17 protein-coding genes are annotated in these 21,354 nt (G+C 38.8%); 8 read left to right on the top strand and 9 right to left on the bottom strand.

Features of this window, described 5'->3' with window-relative positions:
• Positions 1-373: 373 nt before the first annotated feature.
• Positions 374-3,559 (top strand): SusC/RagA family TonB-linked outer membrane protein, encoded by a 3,186-nt coding sequence (locus tag ORI89_RS09115; RefSeq protein WP_268230154.1) that lies wholly within the window; start codon positions 374-376, stop codon positions 3,557-3,559.
• A 6-nt stretch (positions 3,560-3,565) separates the two neighbouring features.
• The gene (locus ORI89_RS09110; RefSeq protein ID WP_268230153.1) at positions 3,566-5,113 is read left to right on the top strand and encodes a SusD/RagB family nutrient-binding outer membrane lipoprotein; all 1,548 of its coding nucleotides are present in this window, start codon (positions 3,566-3,568) and stop codon (positions 5,111-5,113) included.
• An 82-nt stretch (positions 5,114-5,195) separates the two neighbouring features.
• Here ORI89_RS09110 and ORI89_RS09105 read toward each other — a convergent pair whose 3' ends face one another.
• From ORI89_RS09105 to ORI89_RS09080, 6 genes are all read right to left on the bottom strand, one after another.
• Positions 5,196-5,771, bottom strand: a complete 576-nt coding sequence (locus ORI89_RS09105; RefSeq protein WP_268230152.1) for a pentapeptide repeat-containing protein — start codon at positions 5,769-5,771, stop codon at positions 5,196-5,198.
• Positions 5,772-6,063: 292 nt separating this feature from the next.
• Positions 6,064-6,627, bottom strand: a complete 564-nt coding sequence (locus tag ORI89_RS09100; RefSeq protein WP_268230151.1) for a biliverdin-producing heme oxygenase — start codon at positions 6,625-6,627, stop codon at positions 6,064-6,066.
• Between the two features lie 142 nt (positions 6,628-6,769).
• Positions 6,770-7,480: a hypothetical protein gene (locus ORI89_RS09095; RefSeq protein WP_268230150.1), complete on the bottom strand. Its 711-nt coding sequence runs from the start codon at positions 7,478-7,480 to the stop codon at positions 6,770-6,772.
• A 125-nt stretch (positions 7,481-7,605) separates the two neighbouring features.
• Complete coding sequence (locus ORI89_RS09090; protein ID WP_268230149.1) at positions 7,606-8,337, bottom strand: hypothetical protein; 732 nt, start codon at positions 8,335-8,337, stop codon at positions 7,606-7,608.
• Positions 8,338-8,357: 20 nt separating this feature from the next.
• Positions 8,358-9,125 carry an HmuY family protein gene (locus tag ORI89_RS09085; protein ID WP_268230148.1) on the bottom strand — a complete coding sequence of 256 codons (768 nt, stop codon included), beginning with the start codon at positions 9,123-9,125 and terminating at the stop codon, positions 8,358-8,360.
• Positions 9,126-9,145: 20 nt separating this feature from the next.
• Entirely contained in the window at positions 9,146-11,530 is a 2,385-nt protein-coding gene (locus ORI89_RS09080) for a TonB-dependent receptor (protein WP_268230147.1), read from the bottom strand.
• Between the two features lie 346 nt (positions 11,531-11,876).
• On the opposite strand from ORI89_RS09080, the gene ORI89_RS09075 reads away from it, so the two are divergent.
• From ORI89_RS09075 to ORI89_RS09055, 5 genes are all read left to right on the top strand, one after another.
• Positions 11,877-12,725, top strand: a complete 849-nt coding sequence (locus tag ORI89_RS09075; protein WP_268230146.1) for a heme/hemin ABC transporter substrate-binding protein — start codon at positions 11,877-11,879, stop codon at positions 12,723-12,725.
• Between the two features lie 35 nt (positions 12,726-12,760).
• Positions 12,761-13,792: a FecCD family ABC transporter permease gene (locus tag ORI89_RS09070; protein ID WP_268230145.1), complete on the top strand. Its 1,032-nt coding sequence runs from the start codon at positions 12,761-12,763 to the stop codon at positions 13,790-13,792.
• 11 nt (positions 13,793-13,803) lie between these two features.
• Positions 13,804-14,631: a heme ABC transporter ATP-binding protein gene (locus ORI89_RS09065; RefSeq protein WP_268230144.1), complete on the top strand. Its 828-nt coding sequence runs from the start codon at positions 13,804-13,806 to the stop codon at positions 14,629-14,631.
• A gap of 100 nt (positions 14,632-14,731) precedes the next feature.
• On the top strand, positions 14,732-15,694 hold the full coding sequence (locus ORI89_RS09060; RefSeq protein ID WP_268230143.1) for a helix-turn-helix transcriptional regulator: 963 nt from the start codon (positions 14,732-14,734) through the stop codon (positions 15,692-15,694).
• Positions 15,695-15,807: 113 nt separating this feature from the next.
• Positions 15,808-17,064 (top strand): DEAD/DEAH box helicase, encoded by a 1,257-nt coding sequence (locus ORI89_RS09055; RefSeq protein ID WP_268230142.1) that lies wholly within the window; start codon positions 15,808-15,810, stop codon positions 17,062-17,064.
• 65 nt (positions 17,065-17,129) lie between these two features.
• Here the strand turns inward: ORI89_RS09055 and ORI89_RS09050 are convergent, their stop codons facing one another.
• Complete coding sequence (locus ORI89_RS09050) at positions 17,130-18,152, bottom strand: asparaginase (protein WP_268230141.1); 1,023 nt, start codon at positions 18,150-18,152, stop codon at positions 17,130-17,132.
• A gap of 10 nt (positions 18,153-18,162) precedes the next feature.
• Complete coding sequence (locus tag ORI89_RS09045) at positions 18,163-18,945, bottom strand: TatD family hydrolase (RefSeq protein ID WP_268230140.1); 783 nt, start codon at positions 18,943-18,945, stop codon at positions 18,163-18,165.
• A gap of 349 nt (positions 18,946-19,294) precedes the next feature.
• Between ORI89_RS09045 and ORI89_RS09040 the strand changes: the two genes are divergently transcribed.
• Complete coding sequence (locus tag ORI89_RS09040) at positions 19,295-20,296, top strand: 3-keto-disaccharide hydrolase (RefSeq protein WP_268230139.1); 1,002 nt, start codon at positions 19,295-19,297, stop codon at positions 20,294-20,296.
• A gap of 88 nt (positions 20,297-20,384) precedes the next feature.
• On the opposite strand, the gene hutG is transcribed toward ORI89_RS09040, so the two are convergent.
• Complete coding sequence (gene hutG, locus ORI89_RS09035; RefSeq protein ID WP_268230138.1) at positions 20,385-21,353, bottom strand: formimidoylglutamase; 969 nt, start codon at positions 21,351-21,353, stop codon at positions 20,385-20,387.
• Position 21,354: the final 1 nt, after the last annotated feature.

Genomic DNA, 21,354 nt, shown 5'->3' with positions numbered 1-21,354 from the left:
AGTCTTTATTATTGATGAAAACAAAACAAAAGTTGTAAATATTATAACTCAAGCCTTTTCGTAACCCTAAAAGCACAATAACCCTTAAAATAGTAATAATTTAATAAAAATATTTGTTTATGAATATTTTTATTAACGGCATTAAAATCGTTGATTTTAAGTTGTTTGTGAGTTTTGTTTTGCTAGTTATTTAAATAAAGTACTTAAAGACTATATATTTAGTAGATTATGTGTACATTTGTGCTTTAATAATGAAAACAATGATACAACAACCTTTTACTCGAATGTGCTAAGGGGATAATAAGGAGAAGATAATTATCCCCTTAGATCTTACCTATTAGTTTTTAACCCATTAATCAGAGTTATATTTAGTATGAACAGAACCTTACATACAGGTCTCGTCTGGGTAGCTATTGCCCTCGGGACAGGAAAAATTTATGCCCAATCTACCCTTACCGGAAAGGTCGTCAACCAGGAAGGACAGGCCGTAATAGGCGCAACAGTGACAGACGTCGCTACAGATATAAGAACGCAAACCAATGAAAATGGAAACTTCACTTTAAGTATAAAAGCTGAAAATCCCGCTATACATATCAGTTACATAGGTTACGAAGAGCAAACGCTACAAAACTTTTCTCTTTCAGAAACTCTATATATCACCCTGAAGCCAACTTCAGAACAACTTAATGAAGTTGTTGTTACTGCCTTGGGTATATCCAGAGAGAAAAAAGCATTAGGATACGCCGTGCAAGAAGTGAAAGGAACTGAACTGCAAACCAGACCAACAAATGCAGTTAGTGCGCTGTCGGGTAAAGTAGCGGGGCTACAAGTAATATCTTCCGGAGGTAATATGGGCGGATCATCCCGTGTACTCCTGCGGGGGATTAATTCAATATCCGGAAATAACCAACCTCTTTATGTGATAGACGGGACTCCCATAGATAATACTGATCTAAACTCCGAATCAACTATTAATGCCAGCGCCGGTAAAGATGTAGGAAACTTAATTCAAGATATAAATCCTGATGATATTGAAAATGTAACAGTTCTAAAAGGACCATCGGCCGCAGCCTTATACGGAGCTCGGGCAGCAAACGGTGTAATCATCATAACCACTAAAAAAGCAGGTAAAGGTGAACATGTAGATATTTCTGTTAATACAGGTCTAGACTTTGAAAATGTAGTACGTCTGCCTAAGCGTCAAAAACTTTATGGACAGGGATACTCTACGCAATTTAAAACACAGGAAATTAATGGACAGAATTATAAGATTGTAGACTATGCTTCTGACGAAAGTTGGGGTCCCCGTCTTGATGGAGAAAATGTCTTACAGTGGTATGCTCTGGATCCGGAAGACGAAGCGAATTATTTAAAAGCTACTCCCTGGCTATACCCTAAGCATGATGTCGGTTACTTCTTTAGAACCGGATTGTCAAATACCAATAATTTAGCTATAGCTGGTACAAGCGGTAATACAAATTACAGATTCTCCTATACCAATAAAAATGTACGCGGTACAGTGCCTAATGCGACCCTAGGTAGAAATAACTTAAACTTCTCAGGCGGTACACAGTTAGGGAAATTGCGGATAACTTCCAATTTAAATTACGTACGAAATAGTTCTGTAGGTAAACCATGGTCAGGAGCGTCCAACCGTAATATCATGTTAGAAGCGTTCCAATGGGGGGCTGTGCAGGTTGATTACAAGATTCTGGAAGATTATAAGCGAGCCGATGGTACGCCAAAAGCATGGAATAGGACAGGCTGGCAAAATACAGCCGCTGCAGAAGCAACACGTTTTATTGACAACCCCTTCTGGTCAGCTTATGAAAGCTATATGGAAGAACAACGAGATAGATTTTATGGTAACGTAGGGCTGCAATATGAAGTAAACGATTGGTTAAGATTGAATGCAAAAGCGCACGGAGATATTTATAACTTTAAAGCGCAGGACCGCATCGCAGTTTACTCCAGAAGTACTTCTCAGTATGAAGAATCGGGTAATACTTTAAATGAATATAATTATGAATTCTTAGCCACGGCAAATAAAAACTGGAACGATTGGTCTTTAGTAGCAAACGTGGGTGCCAACTTGCGTGATCAGCAGCGACGCGTAGATTATGCCATTACGCAGGGGGGGCTAGTCGTGCCGAATTATTATAATTTAAAAAATGCCTCAGCCGTTAAGGTCGATAATAGGAGCTATCACAAACGTATTTCATCTTTATACGGTAGTGTATCGTTAGGTTACGCCGACTATTTGTTTTTAGATGCAACATTAAGAAACGATTGGTCGTCTACACTACCAACTAATAACAACTCATTTATCTATCCGTCATTTACAGGTAGCTTTGTTTTAAGTCAATTAGAAGGATTGAAACAAGTGGATTGGCTTTCTTTTGCAAAACTCCGTCTAGGATGGGCTCAGGTAGGTAATGATACCGACCCATATCAGTTGGCAAAGGTTTACGAGGTCGAGCAGGCATTTGATGGAAGACCCTCTAATAGCTTACCGCCGACATTGAATAACGCTGTATTAAAACCCGAGATCACCAGTTCTTGGGAAACAGGGCTACAGGTGCAATTGTTCCGTAATAGATTAGGTTTTGACGTAACCTATTATAACAATGACTCTCGTAACCAGATACTGCCAGTTCCGGTCTCACCTTCATTCGGTTATGAAGCAAAAGTGCTCAATGCAGGGAAAATCAATAATAAAGGTATTGAGGTAACCTTAACAGGAACGCCTATACGCCAGTCTGATTTTGAATGGAACACCGTATTAAATTGGTCTAGAAATCAAAATAAAGTAATCCATATTGATGATATGGTAAATACTTTGACCTTGAGCGAAGGCTTGATCAATTTAGTAGCTCGTGAAGGCGAAGCTTATGGTCAGTTCCTAGGGTATGATTTTGTATATGCTGAAGATGGGCGTAAAGTATTGGATAATGACGGAGTTTATATGAAAACATCACAACTTGTGCCTTTGGGATCTGTGTTACCTAAATATATTTTTGGATTCCAAAATCAATTCCGTTACAAACGTTTTAACCTCGGGTTTCTTATTGACGGACGTGTAGGTGGAAGTTTCTTCTCCCAGACCTATAAAGTAGGCATGTATGCCGGAATATTGGATAAAACGGCAGCTAATAATATTCGGGAGACCGGCGTGGTGCTGGATGGTGTAAAGGCCGATGTGAACTTTAATGCTGATGGTTCTTACACAGTCACAAATGTTGAAGAAAATGACACCCGGGTTACAGCGCAGCAGTGGGCAAGAAATGAGTATAACGGACCTACCGCCTTCTCTATTTTTGACGCAACGTTTGTTAAGTTACGGGAGGTGACATTTGGATATAACTTCAAAATAAATAATAATAAAGTTATCAAAGATGTAGGTGTGTCTGTTTACGGTCGTAACCTGTGGAATATCTATACGAAGAGTAAGTATATTGATCCGGAATTTACGTCAAGTGGTGGAAATGTACAGGGCATTGAAGGAGGAAATATTCCTACTCCGGTAACGTATGGTTTTAATTTAAACGTTAAATTTTAGAGCATCATGAGAGATTTTAAATATATAATAGGCCTGTTGTTTGTTGCTTTACAGTTAGCAGGCTGTTCAGATAGTATCTTTGAAGACATTAATACCGACCCCAACAGACCTTCAGCAGTGAGTACGTCGAGTCTGTTGGTAAGTGGAGAGAAATTATTAATGAATACAGTGCGTAATCCAGACTTGAACCTGCGTGGTGCACAACTTTATGCACAGTATTTTAGCCAGAATATCTATACCGATCAATCTCGGTATATGATGCCGACAGGCTATTCTGATGCTTTCTGGACTGGTTTGAACCGTGCATTGAACAACTTTAATGAAATCATAAAGTTAAATGTTGATGAGAAAACGAAAAATTGGGCAACATTGGGTGCAGCAGGAAGTAATGCCAATCAGATCGCTGTAGTACGGATATTAAAATCCTACGCATTTCATAACTTAAGTGATGTTTTCGGAGATATTCCTTATCAATCTTATGGAAACAATGACCCCGATTTTGAAGCTTTACAGCAAGATCCGGATAATCTGACACCTAAATATGCTACTCAGGAAAAGATATATGTAGATATACTAAATGAACTAAAGCAATCTGCAGATACGCTTTTAAAGTACCAGGAACAGCAGACTTTTAAAAATGCTGATATCATTTATGATGGTAATAACCTTAAATGGGCAAAGTTTGCAAACAGTTTACGTTTGCGCTTAGCAAATCGCATTGCTCATAAGTTACCTTCATTGGCTACTGAACATATTGAAGATGCTTTAGCGAAAGGTGTGTTTGCATCCAATGCTGATAATGCAATATTTAAATATTCAAGCTCTTCCCCTAATGAGGCTCCGCTTTATCAGGCTACAATAACGGCAAATAGAAAGGACTTTGCTATATCGCATGTATTGGTAGATGTTTTAAAAGGCGATCGAGGTCCTTTTAATATTGCAGATCCACGTTTAGAAATCTTTGCCAAGCCTAATAGCAAAGGCGTTTATTTTGGACAACCCTATGGTTTGCCATTGGCAGCAGGTGACTTGTTCCCCGTAGATTCGATCTCTTTACCGGGAGCTGTTATTAATGCAGCTAACTATGGCGAGGTCTTAATGGAGTATGCTGAAGTCGAATTCTTGATCTCAGAAATCAATGACTGGGAAGATAAAGCTTATAAAAAAGCTGTTCGTGCATCGTTGGATAAATGGCAGGTTAGCACTGCAGCAGCTGATCTATACGTGCAACAACTGCCTTCTGCAAATAAAGAGAATGTATTAAGTCAGAAATACCTAGCTCTGTTTAATCAAGGTATAGAAAGTTGGTCAGAAATACGCAGAACGGGTTATCCCTTATTTCTAATTAAAAAGGGTGATGTTGTTTGGTCCGGCACAGTAGAGGGAGAGAAGGTGTCTTATCAGTTTACACCTGAAGTTGGAAGCGAAATACCAAGCCGTTTTATTTACCCATTAAAAGAACAAAGTACCAATAAGCTGAATTATCAACAAGCTCTTTCTAAACAGGGAGATGATGTTATCGGTACCAAGGTGTGGTGGAATAAAGCTAATTAATAAAAGAATCAGTCTGTTCACGAGTTTTGCAGTTTCGCAACAATCTTGTGGACAGACTTGATTTTATCTCTAACGGTATTATTTATCGCTCTATAAGTATATCGTATTTTCTTAATAAGCCCGGAAGCCCTTCCATAGAAAACTTTGCTTTTTTAATTTTATTATTTTCAGCATCGATGCGGTAGTTAAATGCAGTCCTGAAGTCAACCTTATTCAAAATGCTGCGGTTGAATACTGTGTTTTCCAGATTACAGTTTTCGAAAACACTCTCCGAAAGTTCACATTCCGAAAAATCAACCTCTTTTAATTGTGTGTCAGTAAATAAGGTCTTCCTGAGTTTTAATTTATAGAATGAAGAATGGTCAAGTTGGCAATTATCAAATGTAAACGATAAGCCAAATGTATTGCAGCTGTCAAAACGTATGCCCAGCATTTTACATTGCTGAAATACTGCATTTTGAAAAGAAGTATTTTCAACTTGTGCCAAACTAAAGTTACAGTTGTTGAAAGAGCAGTCGATAAACTGGCTCTGTGATAAATTTATGCTGGAGAACTCGCATGAGTTAAACGTACAGTTTTCGAAGTAATAAGGTCCTTGCCGCTGTTCGCGAAAATTGATTTTATCGAAGGCCTGATCTTCGGTAAATTGATTTGACATTTTATGTTAATTGATTACCATGACGGGATTAATCAAATTTACAAAAATATAGGGAAGATAACAGTAAGTAGTGCAATATGCTTGCACATAAGGAGAGTTTATTTGTACAATAAAGAAATCACTTCGGCTACTAACTAGAAGTGTTAAAAGTTAAAACCGCTACAGGACTTTGCTGCAAAAAAGAATACCACGAGCCAAACTAACCCTTTGATTAAAAAGAAAAGAAACGCGCCTATACCAGCGCGTTTCAACCATTTATTGTTTTTTTTATTTTCTTTATCGGGTATAGCCATTATTCTGTAGCTGCCAATTGCGTAAATACATCTCCAAAACGGCTGAATGTTTCATTTGCTATTTCAATGGAGCGAGCATGTGTTGCGGGGTCTTCACCATGCTTGTTCAGCACAGTAACGAAAGCTTGCCACATATTGTGCGTATTGTCGCCATAGCCCGAAAAGAATGATGTGCCTTGCTGTACACCGTATTTGTTAAGCATTTGTACAATGTACGGCCCGCCCATAATCGAACCTTCCAATACATAAAGAGCGGATAGAGCTTCAAGGGCATTGTTCACCGTTGGTGTTTCAACCTGTAGTAAGTTATCGACATTACCACCCAATTCGATGATATCTGCTTTTATATGGCTCGAGTTTCTGCGTTCTGCATAATCAGGAAGAACATCAGGAGTAATATAAGGCGCTATAGTTTTTTCTACCGCATTGAAATAAGCATAAAATGCTTTTAAAACATCTGCATAATCTGCATTTGAGCGTACTGCTTTCAACTGGCGAACAACTGTTCCTTCTAGCTTAGCATGTGCTTGTGTAGTGCTTTCTTTTATATTTTGATTTAACATAATAGTATCTTATTTATATTTAGAATGATTACATACAAATATTCTAAATATATCATTTGTTTGTATGCTGCTTTTTGGCTAATCATCTATTAAAAGCGCTATTTCTAAAGATAATATTATCTTCTATGTTGTATACTTTTTATTAGTCAGCTTTAATTTCAAACGTTTTACTTCCTTTTTTTGCCAAAACATAATCTATTGTATAGTAGGTCATCTGTGAATCTTTTGACCAATCTTGTGGGTCGGTCTGATCTTTATATACACTTTTAATTTTTAATTTTGCATAGTTGCCGCGGGCAGTACGTACAACGAGAGTATGATCTTCAATAGGGTAGCATATATGTGTGCTAAAATCATAACGGAACCAGCCATCAGGGTAACCACTAACAGCCATATCTCCAGAAGCATCAGGCCCATACGGTTCTCCACCATTTCTAAATTCACTATCCTCAGGAATATCAACCACATCTTCAAATTTCTTTTTGACCAATATGATACCCCCACCACCTAACCCATCTTTTCCATATCCTGCCTTTTTGTTGTTGATATCTATAAAACTACTAAACATATTATCAAATGATATGTCCCACAAGCGTGTTTTAGCATTTTTTTTATCAATTACTGTATTTTGTTCTAAACTGAAAAGCGTAAAAGTATTTTCTTCTCCTTCGTGTGGGGTATGTAAATTAGTTATGGTCAATAATTGATTGAAAGTATGATCTGGTGTCACCGGTTCTTCAATCTCTGGCTCTGTCGGTTCCGGGTCGTTTTTACTGCTACAACTTGTAGTCACACTAAAAATCATGAAGAAGACAAAAAGGCGGAAGATATTTGTTAGGATCGATTTGTTCATTGTTTTCATACTGTTCTAAATATTTTTGATAAAAAGTCGTTAAAAGAGTATTGGGCAATAATTATTATTGCCCAATACTTCTTTCTATGTTAAAGTCTAATTAGACTTTAAATGTTTTTTATTTTTTACAAAGCTTGATAGTCGATAGAGTAGAAACGATAATTGTCTGGTTTTTCTTCTTTATTAGGCTTTTCGTTTTCATATATGTTATTTACTTTAAATTTGACAAGAGGTTTACTGTCTTTTACAAGAATCAAAGTCCTATTTTCTATAGCTATCACTCTGTGTGTCTCTTTGTTGTTTTCCGTGAAAATATAATCACACCAACCAAACTCGTCGAGGCGTCTAGGTGTCCCATTAATTAACATATCGCGTAGGCCGCTTTGACTTACTGTTTTTGTATTACCCTCTTTGTCTTTTACTTCGCTTTTTAGTGGCGTAAACTGATCGTCAGCTTTTACATCTTTAAAATCTTTATCGATGTATGATAAGGTATAGCCAGCTTCTAAGTTAGCAGTTATTGCCATACTAGAAGGAGCCGCTAAGCTAATGTTATGTTGTTCTTCAGTCCCAGCATCATGATTTATAAAATCAAAGTAGAATAATGGAGACTCAATTTCTTCCTCTTTGTCATTTTTAACCACTTGTCTAAAATTACGCAATTGAACCACACCGTTATCATTTCCCACAATCGTTCCAATAGTGTTTTCTGTTTTAGAATCTTTGGAAAGATCCTTGTTCAGTTTTGTTACAGGGTCAATCGGTACGTAATCGTCATCATCGCTGCTACAGGATGTAAAACCGAAGGATAAAGCAAGTGTTATTGCTGCTGCTGAGAATAAGTGTTTAAATTTCATGATTTTGATTGTTTATTTTATTATTTGGTTCTTAAATCTTTGCTACCATCTTCCTGGACATAATATCTGAAAGTGTAATATGGTGCAGGCCAGTTTAAGTCGGTGATAGCAGGTGGATAGCCTTTGTATGCACTGATAATCTGTAATTTTGCATATTTTCCGTTTTGTAAACGGATCACGTAGGTACGGTTTGGCAAAGCTTTCATAATATGCGTTTGGTCGCTATATTGAAACCAACCGTTATCATTGGCGATTGCTGACCATCCGATTAAACCAATCGTGCTTTTATCAAAAGCTTCATCACTAGGTGCTTCAGTGATGTTTTCGTAACTGTCTTTAATTAATACAACTGCTGTGTTAGTTGCTGCCCCCCCGTAACCTGGATTTTTTTCCTGAGATGCATTATTAATATAGATTTCTGAATTATAAGGGCCGGTGAAAGCTAAGTCCCAATCTGCACTTTTTTGTAATTTATTCCAATCGGTTTCTGCCTCATTACCTTTTCCTGGCTTATGTTGTTTTGCACCGTTGAAAGTAAATAGAAATGTTTGAAATTGACCTTTGATTTTGTCCGGTGGAGCATTCGCAGTTCCCATGGATGTTTCTAAGTCCCCAGGCAAGTCGTAGACGACCTTACTCCTCCCGTCCTCAAAAGAAGGACGCTTATCATCATCATCTTTACTGCAGGCGCTAAATATTAATACTATTGCAGCGGCAGTCACGCTTAACCACGAGTTAGGGTGGTGATTTTGTAGGAAGCTTTTAAAAGGTATTCTTGAAAAAATCATATCATACTATTTTGTTATTACTACTTATTTCCTTTAATCCATCGGTAGCTAACGCCACCTAAGATAACTCTTCCCGGTTGTCCAGGCATATATCGATGGGTGTAATCCAGTATATTATCTGCAATGAGACGTAAGGTGAGCTGTCTTTTCCAGATTGTTTTTTCTATCGTTAAGTTTAGTAAGATGTGGTCAGGAACAAAAGCATCATACTCGTCAATGAATTGGTTGCCATTGATCTCTTGAAACGGGTACTTGCCCCTGTAGTTTGCCCTTATGTTGATGTTCATATCCCAAGGACGATATGTATACAATGCTTTTAAATTTAGCATGTGTCTTGAACGATCTTCAATACCCCAGTAATCTTTTGTGGTTACTGGGCGGGATTCGCCAGTTACTGGATTGTGAATGTTTTGGTTGTATGGATATTTTCCTGCACGTATACTATCGATTACGCTTAAGTCTTTAGCTATGAGGTATTGATAGCCTGCAGATACCTCTAGATCTGATGTAAGCTGATAAGTGGTGGATATTTCAAAACCTTTATTAACAGCTTTTGGGAGGTTTCGATAGGTGTAGATTTGACCTACTTTTGTCCCGGTCGCCACTGCTATATTATTTATCTGATTGTCTATGCGGTGATAAAAAGCAGTGAATTCTGTACGAGACTTACCCGAAGGAGCCCAAACAAAACCTACATTGTTGGATAAACTTTTTTCTGCTTTCAAGTTATTTGCTGCTAAGTTCAGCATATAATTGTTTTTTGAGCTCAATTCTCCGCTCTGATCCATAGCCTCAATCACATCGCGCACCCTGTCAGCGCCTACTACCATATAATTTGCAGACGGGTTATAGAATACCTGATATAGCATTTTGTGGTCAGGAGCTTTAAAACCAGCACCTATTCCACCTTTAACTGTCAAAGTAGGGGCTAGCTCATACTGTAAGCCTAAACTGGGGCTTAAACGCCCATTATAAGCATTGGTGTGGTCGTATCTTAAGCCTATGGTAGCTTGTAAGCGAGTTAAAGCTTGCCATTCTCCTTGAACATAACCAAAAACAGTATTTAAATCAGGCGTCTCTTCTTGCCTTCTGTTTTTCATGCTTTCGATGCTCCCACCTAGACCACCAGTCATTTTTAACGACGATAGCGGTTGATAAGCAAACTGTTGTTCCAATCTATGGCTTTGCTGGTCAAACTTTTCGGCATTAATCAATGAGTTCTGGTGTAGCCAACGAGCCTGCAGCTCATTTTGATAAAGATTTACATAGTAACGAGTCATACTCCGTAAGCCGGAGCTGAAGTTGTGATCGTAGCTTGCTGATAAATTAAGGTCTTTGTCGGTTTGCTGGTCTTCATTTATTTGCTCGTTTGACCAGTCATGCAGCATAGTCGAGTTTCTCTGTGCATAGCGGAACGTAACACCTAATGTGCCGTCTTTGCTGGTGCGGTAACGGGACCGCCCTTGAAAGCTGTAGTTCTCATAAGGCGGTGCAGTTGTTCCGTCGCTCATATATTTTTTATTGGTATTAAAACCGTCTGTCCGGTAATAGTTACCTGATAACACTAATGAGCCACGTTGGTTAGCGAATGGTGTTTCAGTTTCGACCGTAGCATCAACAATATTCAAACTACCGTATAGTATAGAAGCATGTGCTTGCGGCGCTAAGGCGCCATGCCGCGTTATGATATTTATAGCGCCACCTAGAGCGTCACTGCCGTATAAGCAGGATGAAGCTCCTTTAATAATTTCTATACGTTCAATATTTGTCACCGATATACGGGAAAGGTCAAAGTTTCCTGTGTTTCGCCCAAGCATTGGTTGACCGTCAATCAAAACCATGACATAATTACTGCTAAAACCTTGTAACTGTACACCGGTGGCTCGAGAACCTGCGGCTATATCATTTACTACAGCTACACCAGTTTGTTCTTTTAACACCTCATCAAGCCTTCTGCTTCCCATTAGCTCAATCTCTCGGCGTGTGATTACTTTAACAGGCATTGCTGCATTTTCAGCTTTAATCAAATTATCAACGGCTGTAATTTTTCCGTGCACCGAAATATTTTCTATGGTCTGCGTTATAGGCTTTAAGCTTATCTGCAGTAAGGTATCGCGGTTTTCTAAATCAATTGTCAGTTTCTGCGGTTCGTATCCTTTTGCGTCTGTTTCTAAATTATAGCGACCTTCATACAGTTCAGGAATGTTAAAAAAACCTTTTACATCACTTCGCACTGTATGTTTATCCGGATATAGTGTAATGGTCACATCAGATACAGGTTGTAATGTGTTATTTTGTATTAAACCACTGATTTTAAATTTTTGTTGACAAAAACATAAACCTGGTAGTAAAATGCCTAAACATATTACGGCTGTCCTTATTTTTGGATGCGAAATACTATACACTTAATTTTGTTTTTAATGATTCTAAATAACAAAGCAAAGGAAGTGAATACATTTGAATTATTACGAATTAACACTGTATTAATATTGTCAAATCTTCTATGAAAAATGATGCGTTAAAAACTGTGTAACACTTTTATAAGATTGTAATTGTCTTATTGTCAATTTCTTTTGTGTTATTTCCGTCTGTTTGAAATGTTTTGTTTGTTTTGCTCGCCCCTTGTATTTAGACTAATTATTGATTTGCTTTGTAGAATGATGGAGAATCCAGGTGTCCTTTTGACACATTTTCCGTTAATCAGAAATTATTGTGTTATCTTTCACCACTTATGTGGCGTGTTTAATTTATATGAGAAAAATTATTTTTTTATGCCTTGCATTGATTGTGAATACCTTTGTTTACGGGCAAGAGCAAAGAATAATAACCTTACATAGTGCGATTACCGAAACGGTTTTTGGTTTAGGTCTGGGAGAGTCTATTGTAGCGACCGATGTTACTAGTATTTCACCGCGAGCAGCAGCAGATTTACCCCGGGTTAGCCAAAATCGTTCATTATCTAGTGAAGGAATATTATCTTTTAAGCCTACTGTGGTTTTGGCGTTAGAAGGGGACGTTTCGAAAGCTATCGTGCAACATTTGAAAAAGGCGGGAATCAAATATGTTTCTTTTACACAGGAATATTCAGAGAAGGGTTCGTTAAAGTTTATTCAGCAAGTGGCTGATGCTTTGGGCGAACAAGAGAGATGTAAGCAAGTGGCTGAACGTACAAAAACAACAATGGCTCGTGTCAAGGAAGTTGTTGCAAGTGCCAATATGGGTAAGGCTTCGCCTAAAATTCTTTTTATTTATGCAAGAGGAACGGGGACAATGAGTGTCGCGGGGAAGGGGAGTAGTTTAGATGCTATGATTACTTTAGCCGGGGCGAAGAATGCTGTACAGGAATTTGCTGATTTTAAACCTTATACAACAGAAGCTTTAGTGAAAGCAAATCCGGATATTATCTTGTTATTTGACTTTGGATTAAGTAGTTTAGGAGGGAAAGAGGCAGTACTGAAAATGCCGGGAATGCGTTTAACAGAGGCTGGTAAAAATAAGCGTATCCTCGAAATGAGCCCTACTTTATTAGTTAATTTCAGTACACGCTTGCCAGAAGCTGTTTTGGAGCTCAATAAAGAACTGCATCAAATCATGCAATAGATAATTATGTTTTTTTTCCAATATAAATGAAATAAATGCAGGGAAGGCAACGGTTGATATTAATAGGGCTAATTGTAGCTTTAATCTTTGTGGCTATACTTTCCATGGGAATGGGGGCTTACCATATTCCATTTACTGATGTTTGTATTCTATTAGCACAGAAAATAGGACTGTTTACTAAAAGTACTGTCGAATCAATCGAAGCTGATGTATTATATGTGGTTCGTGCGCCTCGGGTATTTTTAGGTATACTGGTCGGAGCAGCATTGGGCGTGTCGGGAGCTGCAATACAAGGTATTTTTAGAAACCCGCTGGCAGAGCCCGGGCTTATTGGTATTTCTTCAGGAGCTTCTCTATTTGCTGTCTTAATTATTGCGTTAGAAGGTGTGTTATTCATGCATTTATCGCAAATACTGGGAAGTTATTTATTAGTATTTGGCGCTTTTATCGGTGCGGGCCTGACAGCTTTTATTGTCTATCAGATCTCGATAAAAAACGGCAAGCCGAGCGTTACTACAATGTTATTGGCCGGAATAGCTATTAATGGCTTTGCAGGGGCGTTAACGGGGCTGCTTACGTATATGGCCACCGAGCAGGAGTTACGGACCATTACCTTTTGGATGTTGGGAAGTTTAGGGGGCGCATCCTGGGAAAATATTTCTGTTGTTCTTCCCTTTGTGCTTATACCTGTATTTATTCTCTCATTCTTTGGTAAGTCTTTAAATGCATTTTCTTTGGGCGAGATACATGCAGATCTGTTAGGTATGCGGACAGATCGAATCAAGCGCTGGGTTGTTATATTATCAACACTTGCTGTTGGCGCTTCGGTAGCTGTTTCTGGTGTTATAGGCTTTGTTGGTTTGTTAGTTCCGCACACCGTACGTTTGATGGGCGGAGTCGATCATCGCTTTGTATTACCTGCATCTACAGTTATGGGGGCTTTGGTCCTGACGCTAGCGGATGTTATAGCCCGTACATTGGTAGCACCGATAGAGTTACCTATAGGTGTTATTACTGCTTTGTTGGGGACACCTGTGTTTTTGTACATATTAATAAAAGAAAAGTAGTATACACAATCATGTTACGCGTAGAGAAACTATCATATACAATTAACGGAAGATCATTGCTGAAGAATGTATCCTTTCAAATTAGAAAAGGAGAGGTTCTTGCCTTGTTGGGAGCGAATGGTGCAGGAAAATCTACGCTGATGCATTTATTATGTGGAGAAAAAAAAGCTGATTCAGGTATTATCAGTCTTCATGGTAAAGAGATAGCTGCCTATAAGCCCATCGATTTAGCCCGGTGCCGTGCTTTATTGAGTCAAAGCAGTCACATTACGTTGGCGTTTAAGGTTCATGAAATTGTGATGATGGGACGTTATCCACATTTTTCTTCGAAGCCATCAGTTAGAGATTATGATGTGGTGAAAGAGGTGATGAATCTTTGTGGCGTGACGGAGTTGAACGATCGTGTTTACATGAGCCTGTCGGGCGGCGAGCAGCAACGCGTACAGTTAGCACGTGTTTTAGCTCAAGTATGGGATAATACAGATAGTTTATTATTACTCGATGAACCTATATCTGCGCTTGATTTACACTACCAACAGAAAGTGTTAGCAATAGCTAAAACCTTGTCTAGGAAAGGATTTATGGTTATCATGGTCGTGCATGATATAAATTTTGCATCTATTTATGCAGACCGGATCATTATGCTTAAAAATGGACGTAAGTTATTTGACGGTACTCCTATTGAAGTGTTGAACACCAAAGATGTGTATACCGTGTTTTCTGTCGAATCCACTATAGATATTAATAAACGCACATTGAAGCCTTATGTTCGCTTTGAAGAAATGGAATTAGATCAGCTCGAATTCAACGTGGGGCTGGATAAAGGAAGCACGGAATAATTTAAACCCTATTATTTAGAAAGATTTTAAACAACTGCTCTTTTTAATCGTAAAAATTGTATCTTTAAAGCTGTGTGAATACGCTTAAGTGTTTTGATATATGGTGATTAGAAGTAAAATTGAGGAATTAGATGAGTGGCTTTTCGCAGAGGAAATTCCAGATAATTTCGTTCCTGACCAGCCTTTATTAGAAAATCGTCGCGAGATTAACAATGGCCCTGTAAAGATGTCGGTATATCAGTTGTCGACCAGTGGTTTGTTTATTCTAAATTTACAGATGACTGTAAGTGAACCTGTACATATTCAGACAGAAATAGAAGGGGAGGTTATTACCAGTCAGTTTATATTCTTTAAAACAGCGGATAGTAAATTGCCATATGGCATGAGTAGGCATAATATTCGTTACATTCCATCAATGACCAGTTCGCAGGAAATTAAAGCTGGCGTGTCATACACCTATTTTATTGCTGTTTTATCTAAAGATTACTACCTGAATTTAATCAAAAGAGACTCCCTTCTACACAGGCATTTTGTCGAGGAAATTGAAAAAGGGCAATATGTATCATTTTCTGATAAGGATCTGATGGCTACCTATGAGATGAAGCAGACGATTGACGAGCTGGTCGAATCCAATAAAACGGGCGAGCTTAGACGTTTACATACAGAATCGCATATTGTCGAACTGTTAATGTATCAATTTGAACAGTATACAGAAAGTGCACAGGAGAAAGGGACCCTTTTTAGAGATGAAGACATCGAACGATTGGAGATGGCAAGGCAGCTGCTAGAACAGCGGATTGCTAATCCACTCACGCAGCAAGAGCTCGCAAGAGAGGTGATGATGAGTGAAAGTAAATTGCGAAAGGATTTTAAAGAATATTTTTCTGTTACTATTCACGAATATCAAACGCGTCTGCGAATGGAAAAAGCACGAATTTATCTGTTAAAAGACAAGCTTTCTGTTTATGAAGTGTCTCTACTTACTGGTTTTGGTCATCAGAATAACTTTAGTAGTGCATTTAAAAAATATTATGGTATTTCTCCAGGTGAGTTAAAGTTGTAAAAGATATAGCTTGAAGATGTGTTTTTTGATGGAAAAATAATTCGATTTACTTGAGATATAATATTTTCGGTGTATCTTCAACTTAATTATTTAGTAACGAACATATATTTATATTGAAATTTACAGAATTTGGCTTTATTTCTTCGCTCGAAGAAGGTCTTGATAGCATGGGGTTTTCAGACGCGACCCCAATCCAGGAACAAACAATTCCTTTAGTATTAAAAAAACACGATTTAATTGCCTGTGCGCAGACGGGAACGGGTAAAACAGCGTCTTATTTACTTCCCTTGTTGAATTTGATCGGTGAACAACCCGAAGAAGCCATTAAAGCACTTATTTTAGCTCCGACAAGGGAGTTGGCTTTACAGATAGATCAACAAATTATGGGCTTAGGCTATTTCACCGGTGCTACTTCAGTAGCTGTGTATGGCGGGGGCGATGGTAAAGAGTATGAACAGCAGCGTAGGGCATTGCAATATGGTGCTAATATTATTGTAGCCACACCGGGGAGGCTGATCGCACACATGTCATCCGGCAAGTTTGACTTCACTAAGCTGCAATATCTTGTGCTTGATGAGGCAGACAGGATGTTGGACATGGGATTCTTTGATGATATCGTTCGGGTAATCAGCTACCTACCGAAAGAAAGACAAAGTTTGCTGTTTTCGGCTACGATGCCGGGTAAGATACGGACGCTGGCGAAAAAATTGCTCCGAAACCCTAAAGAGGTGAATATAGCAATATCAAAACCTTCTGAAGGTATCGATCAACAGGCTTACTTAGTCTACGATCCGCAAAAATTAGAACTGATTAAACAGATTCTGAAAGATCCGAAATATACGACAGCTATAGTGTTTGCCTCGAAAAAAGAAATTGTAAAAAAACTAGCACAGGAGCTCGTAAAAGCGGGTATCAATGCCGAAGGCTTTCATTCGGATCTCGATCAGGCCCAACGTGAGCAGCTGCTAAACAGGTTTAAGGCAAAAAGCTTACCTGTTTTGGTAGGGACAGATGTAATATCAAGAGGAATAGATGTAGTCGGTATAAGTCTAGTAGTTAATTACGATGTACCGCCGGATGCGGAAGACTATGTACACCGTGTAGGCCGTACGGCACGTGCAGAAACCACAGGTACTGCCATAACATTTATTAATGATAAAGATCAGGGGAAATTTGCACGTATTGAGGAGTTGAACGGTAAGGAGATTCCTAAAATAGCATTGCCGGAAGGTATGGAAAAAGGACCGGAATATGCGCCGCGCACAAAAAATAAAAAGCGTAAACCTTTTCATAAAAATAGAAAGCCCGGTAATGGTCGAAAGAAAGTTAATAAAACTCCGGCGGCGGCGAACGTTAAAAAGGCAGAGTAATTTTATACACGTATGGATAGTTCAGCCTTTTTATACTTTAAGAGATATATAAAAAGGCTGATATGCTAATCGTTTATCGTGATCTCACCACGGATACTTTGTTCCACCCAGTAAGCTACTTCTGCCTGATCTTTAAGTTGTCCTTGCAGGTACATCAGTTTGGTAACAGCAGATTCAAAGGTCATATCATAGCCATTAGTCACGCCCAGTGCTTTTAATCCCTGCGATGTTTCATAACGGCCAAGCTCTACCGAGCCTACCTTACATTGCGAGATGTCAATTATATTTTTTCCACCCCGTATTGTATCGGCTAGTAAATCTAAAAACCAAGGGTCGGTCATGGTATTCCCTGAACCAAAAGTTTCCATGACTATACTGCGCACATCGGCACTCAGTATGGTCCGTGTTGTTTCTTCGCTAATGCCCGGAAATAATTTTAAAACGCCTACACGGTTGTCCAATTCGGTATGTAGGATAAATTCTTTGCCACTATTGTCTAATAGCGCGTCTCTATTATAGTTGATATGTATACCAGCCTCAGCCAATACAGGATAGTTTGGTGAGCGGAAAGCCTCAAACTTTGACGAGTGGTATTTAAAAGAGCGGTTTCCTCTAAATAATTTATTGTCAAATAATATACATACCTCTTGTATAATGGATTTTCCATTCTCTTTTGCTGAAGCAATCTCCAGAGCTGTCATCATATTTTCGCGGGCGTCCGTCCGAATTTCGCCTATCGGAAGCTGTGATCCTGATAAGATGACGGGCTTTTGAAGTCCTTCTAACATGAAGCTCAATATAGAAGCCGAGAACGACATCGTATCCGAGCCATGCAGAATAACAAAACCATCGTACTGCTCATAATTATCTTTAATAATTTGTGCCATCTCCACCCAGATAGATGGGCGCATATTGGACGAGTCTATAATAGGGGTAAATGAGTGTACGGTTAGCTTATAATTTAAGCGTGCTAGGTCGGGCAGATTACGGGCGATAAGTTCAAAATCAAAAGGAACAAAGGTGCCTGTTTCTTTATCCTGAACCATTCCTATAGTGCCACCTGTATATATTATAAATATATTTTGCATAATGGGCTATCTAAATTCCAAATATTCTTTTCGAGTTTTCTGTGGTAATCTGCGCTAACTGGGTTAGGCTAATTTCATGCAGATCTGCTACTTTTTGCGCAGTATGAATCAAATAGCTGCTTTCATTTTCTTTACCACGGTATGGTGTAGGAGCGAGGTAAGGCGCATCGGTTTCTAAAACAAGGTGCTGCAGATCGATTTCTTTCACAACGAGGTCTAAGCCTGCTTTCTTATAGGTTACTACACCACCTATTCCCAAGCTAAAGCCCAAATCTATAGCTCTTTGGGCTTGCTCAAGATTGCCCGTAAAGCAATGTAATATGCCAAAAAGCTTATCATCTTTTAATTCTTCCAGGAGTACAAAAAGCTCATCGAACGCCTCTCTACAATGTATGTCAATTGGTAGGTTCAGGGCCTTTGCCCACGCTACCTGTATTCGGAAAGCATCTTGCTGTATAGCGAGCGTTGTTTTGTCCCAATATAAATCCAAGCCTATTTCGCCAATAGCGTATACTTTATGGTCGGCCAAGGCCGATTCTATCTGCTTGAGTTCTTGTTTGTAGTTTTCTTTTACCGAGCAGGGGTGAAGTCCCAGCATAGGAAAACAATGTGCAGGGTAAGCTTTGGTAGTTTCCATTACAGCTTGTATGGATTTATTGTCGACATTTGGAAGAAATAAACGATCAATCCTATTGTCAAAGCAACGCTGTAGCTGTTCATCTAACTTCTCACTGCCTGCGTGGTAATAGATATGTGTATGTGTATCGGTAAGGGTATATGTTTCGATCGGCATAGTCGATGTAAAATAAAGTTGATAAATTTAGGACTTTCATATTAGATGACCTAATTGTAGTGGATGAAATATCAAAAAGGTAATATTTATGTGCTTTTATTGGTTTATTTTTATTTATATACATTTATTGATAAGCTTTTTTACTGAAAGTGTAGTTTTTTAACCTTAATAATTTGGAGTTTTATATCCATATTGCTTAGGAAGCTCTATAGATGGCCGATGTTGACCTATGTTTACTTACAGTTTAGCGAGTTTAGAATAGCGTCGCTATGAATAAAGCATAATATTGTTTATAGAATTTATTTTTTTTCGTAAATTGCCGTCTAATCTCCTAAAAAGATCTATAGATATGATGAAAAAATATGTACAGTACGGTACTTTAGCCTGTCTTTTAGTAGGCTCACTAATAAGCTGTAATAACGCGATATCTCCTGAAAAACAGGAAGAAGAAATACACAATCCTGCTACGCAGACGATTCCTGAAGAAGCAAAAGATTTAATCGGACGCTGGGATATTACGGTTGATAAGGACGGGAAGCAAGCCCCATCTTGGTTAGAAGTAAAACTATCAGGCTTTAATGTTTTGGTAGGTGCGTTTGTTGCTGATGCAGGAAGTAGTCGTCCGGTATCTCATATTAAATTACAGGATAATAAATTTTCATTTGAAATCCCACCACAATGGGAAGGTGGTGAAGGCTTGTTTACTATTCAAGGAGAATTGGTAGATGGGGCCATTCAGGGTACTATAACCAGTAATAAAGGAAATACTTTTAACTTTAAAGGTGTCAAAGCGCCCTATTTAGTGCGCACAGGTGAAGTGCAGTGGGGCGAACCGATAGAATTATTTAATGATAAAGACTTAACAGGATGGACGCCAACATCGGATGATAATCAATGGATTGTTGAAGACGGTATACTGATCAACCAAAAAGCTGGTGCTAACCTGATCTCAGATCAAAATTTTGAAGATTTTAAATTACAGGCAGAATTCCGCTACGCTAAAGATGGCAACTCCGGTATTTATTTACGCGGACGTTATGAGGTGCAGATTGAAGACTCCCCTAAAGATAGACATCCTGGAGCGTTGTATTTTGGAGGTGTCTACGGTTTCTTAGCACCTAATGCGAACATGGCAAAAGGTGTAGGCGAATGGAATACCTATGAAATTACACTCCGTGGTCGTTTAGTAACTATTGTTGCTAACGGAAAAACAATCATTAGCGAGCAGGAAATACCGGGTATTACGGGCGGTGCGTTAGATAGTAATGAGGGCGAACCGGGACCTATCTATCTGCAGGGTGACCACACAGGTATCGAATTTAGAAAATTAACTATTATTCCCGCTAAATAGCTTGATATAATATAAAAATAAAAAAGCACTATCGATTTTGATAGTGTTTTTTTTTATGTGCCGACTGCTAGGCACAGCCCGAAAGGGGCTACTTATTTACCAACGAATATATTAAATCTGCTGCTAATTTAGCAGTCCTTGAATCAATATCGTATCTAGGGTTGAGCTCTGCAAAATCTATACTGGCTAATTTTGGAGAAGCCATAAGCTGGTTCATTGCCAGTTTAAAATAAGGGTCGGGGACAAGGCCATTGAAAGCTGTGGCACTAACACCGGGGGCATAGGCTGCTGCAAATACATCCAAATCAACGGTCACGTACAAATGGTCGATGCGGTCAAGAAAGTTTTGCAGTTTATATTCAATAAAACTATTATTCATATAATGGAAATCCTTAGCTTCGATATAATCAGCGCCAAAGTTGTAGGCGGTATCAAATAAAGCCTCCGTATTGCTGATGCGTTGTATGCCTATAGCAAGATAATCCATATGGCTACCAGCAGCTTTTTCTTCACTTGCTATTTGGTAAAAGCCTGTACCCGATGTCGGAACTCCTCCTTCGGGCCTGCGCAGATCGAAGTGCGCATCAAAGTTAATGACACCTATCTTGCCTTTTTTAGCAGCTTTTACACCACTGTAATGACCGTAGGTCACCTCATGTCCGCCGCCTAAAACAATGGGAAACCCACCCCTTTGAATAATGATAGCTACCGCCTCTGCTAAGGCTGTTTGCGCCGACTCGAGGTCATTATCCAAACAGACAATATCTCCCGCATCTGCTAGGTCAATAGCATATTCCCGTTGTACAGGAAGATTCACGAGAGTTTTACGTAGCGAAAGGCTGCCTTCAGATGCACCTATACGTCCCTTATTGCGTTTAACACCTTCGTCGACAGGAAAACCTAAAAAGACATATTTTCCTGCTAAACTCTCCACATTTCGGAGGTCGATACACTGTATGATCTGGTGCCAACGCAAATGTGCAGACTCTGTACCATCTGTTCTGCCTGTCCAGATAGCTGTATCGGCAGGGTGGTAATTTTTAGTTATATCGCTCATT

Origin of the sequence: Sphingobacterium sp. UT-1RO-CII-1, assembly GCF_026711005.1 — a bacterium.
Lineage (GTDB): Bacteria > Bacteroidota > Bacteroidia > Sphingobacteriales > Sphingobacteriaceae > Sphingobacterium.
Note: the sequence above shows the minus strand (reverse complement) of the source record. Positions and strands in the feature narration are given on the sequence as shown.

Excerpts from the sequence above, each read along its gene's own strand:
- ORI89_RS09075 (WP_268230146.1), top strand. The coding sequence starts at position 11,877 with ATGAGAAAAATTATTTTTTTATGCCTTGCATTGATTGTGAATACCTTT.
- ORI89_RS09050 (WP_268230141.1), bottom strand. The coding sequence starts at position 18,152 with ATGCAAAATATATTTATAATATATACAGGTGGCACTATAGGAATGGTT.
- ORI89_RS09060 (WP_268230143.1), top strand. The coding sequence starts at position 14,732 with ATGGTGATTAGAAGTAAAATTGAGGAATTAGATGAGTGGCTTTTCGCA.
- ORI89_RS09065 (WP_268230144.1), top strand. The coding sequence starts at position 13,804 with ATGTTACGCGTAGAGAAACTATCATATACAATTAACGGAAGATCATTG.
- ORI89_RS09115 (WP_268230154.1), top strand. The coding sequence starts at position 374 with ATGAACAGAACCTTACATACAGGTCTCGTCTGGGTAGCTATTGCCCTC.
- ORI89_RS09110 (WP_268230153.1), top strand. The coding sequence starts at position 3,566 with ATGAGAGATTTTAAATATATAATAGGCCTGTTGTTTGTTGCTTTACAG.
- ORI89_RS09095 (WP_268230150.1), bottom strand. The coding sequence starts at position 7,480 with ATGAACAAATCGATCCTAACAAATATCTTCCGCCTTTTTGTCTTCTTC.
- hutG (WP_268230138.1), bottom strand. The coding sequence starts at position 21,353 with ATGAGCGATATAACTAAAAATTACCACCCTGCCGATACAGCTATCTGG.
- ORI89_RS09045 (WP_268230140.1), bottom strand. The coding sequence starts at position 18,945 with ATGCCGATCGAAACATATACCCTTACCGATACACATACACATATCTAT.
- ORI89_RS09090 (WP_268230149.1), bottom strand. The coding sequence starts at position 8,337 with ATGAAATTTAAACACTTATTCTCAGCAGCAGCAATAACACTTGCTTTA.
- ORI89_RS09100 (WP_268230151.1), bottom strand. The coding sequence starts at position 6,627 with ATGTTAAATCAAAATATAAAAGAAAGCACTACACAAGCACATGCTAAG.
- ORI89_RS09070 (WP_268230145.1), top strand. The coding sequence starts at position 12,761 with ATGCAGGGAAGGCAACGGTTGATATTAATAGGGCTAATTGTAGCTTTA.
- ORI89_RS09040 (WP_268230139.1), top strand. The coding sequence starts at position 19,295 with ATGATGAAAAAATATGTACAGTACGGTACTTTAGCCTGTCTTTTAGTA.
- ORI89_RS09105 (WP_268230152.1), bottom strand. The coding sequence starts at position 5,771 with ATGTCAAATCAATTTACCGAAGATCAGGCCTTCGATAAAATCAATTTT.
- ORI89_RS09085 (WP_268230148.1), bottom strand. The coding sequence starts at position 9,125 with ATGATTTTTTCAAGAATACCTTTTAAAAGCTTCCTACAAAATCACCAC.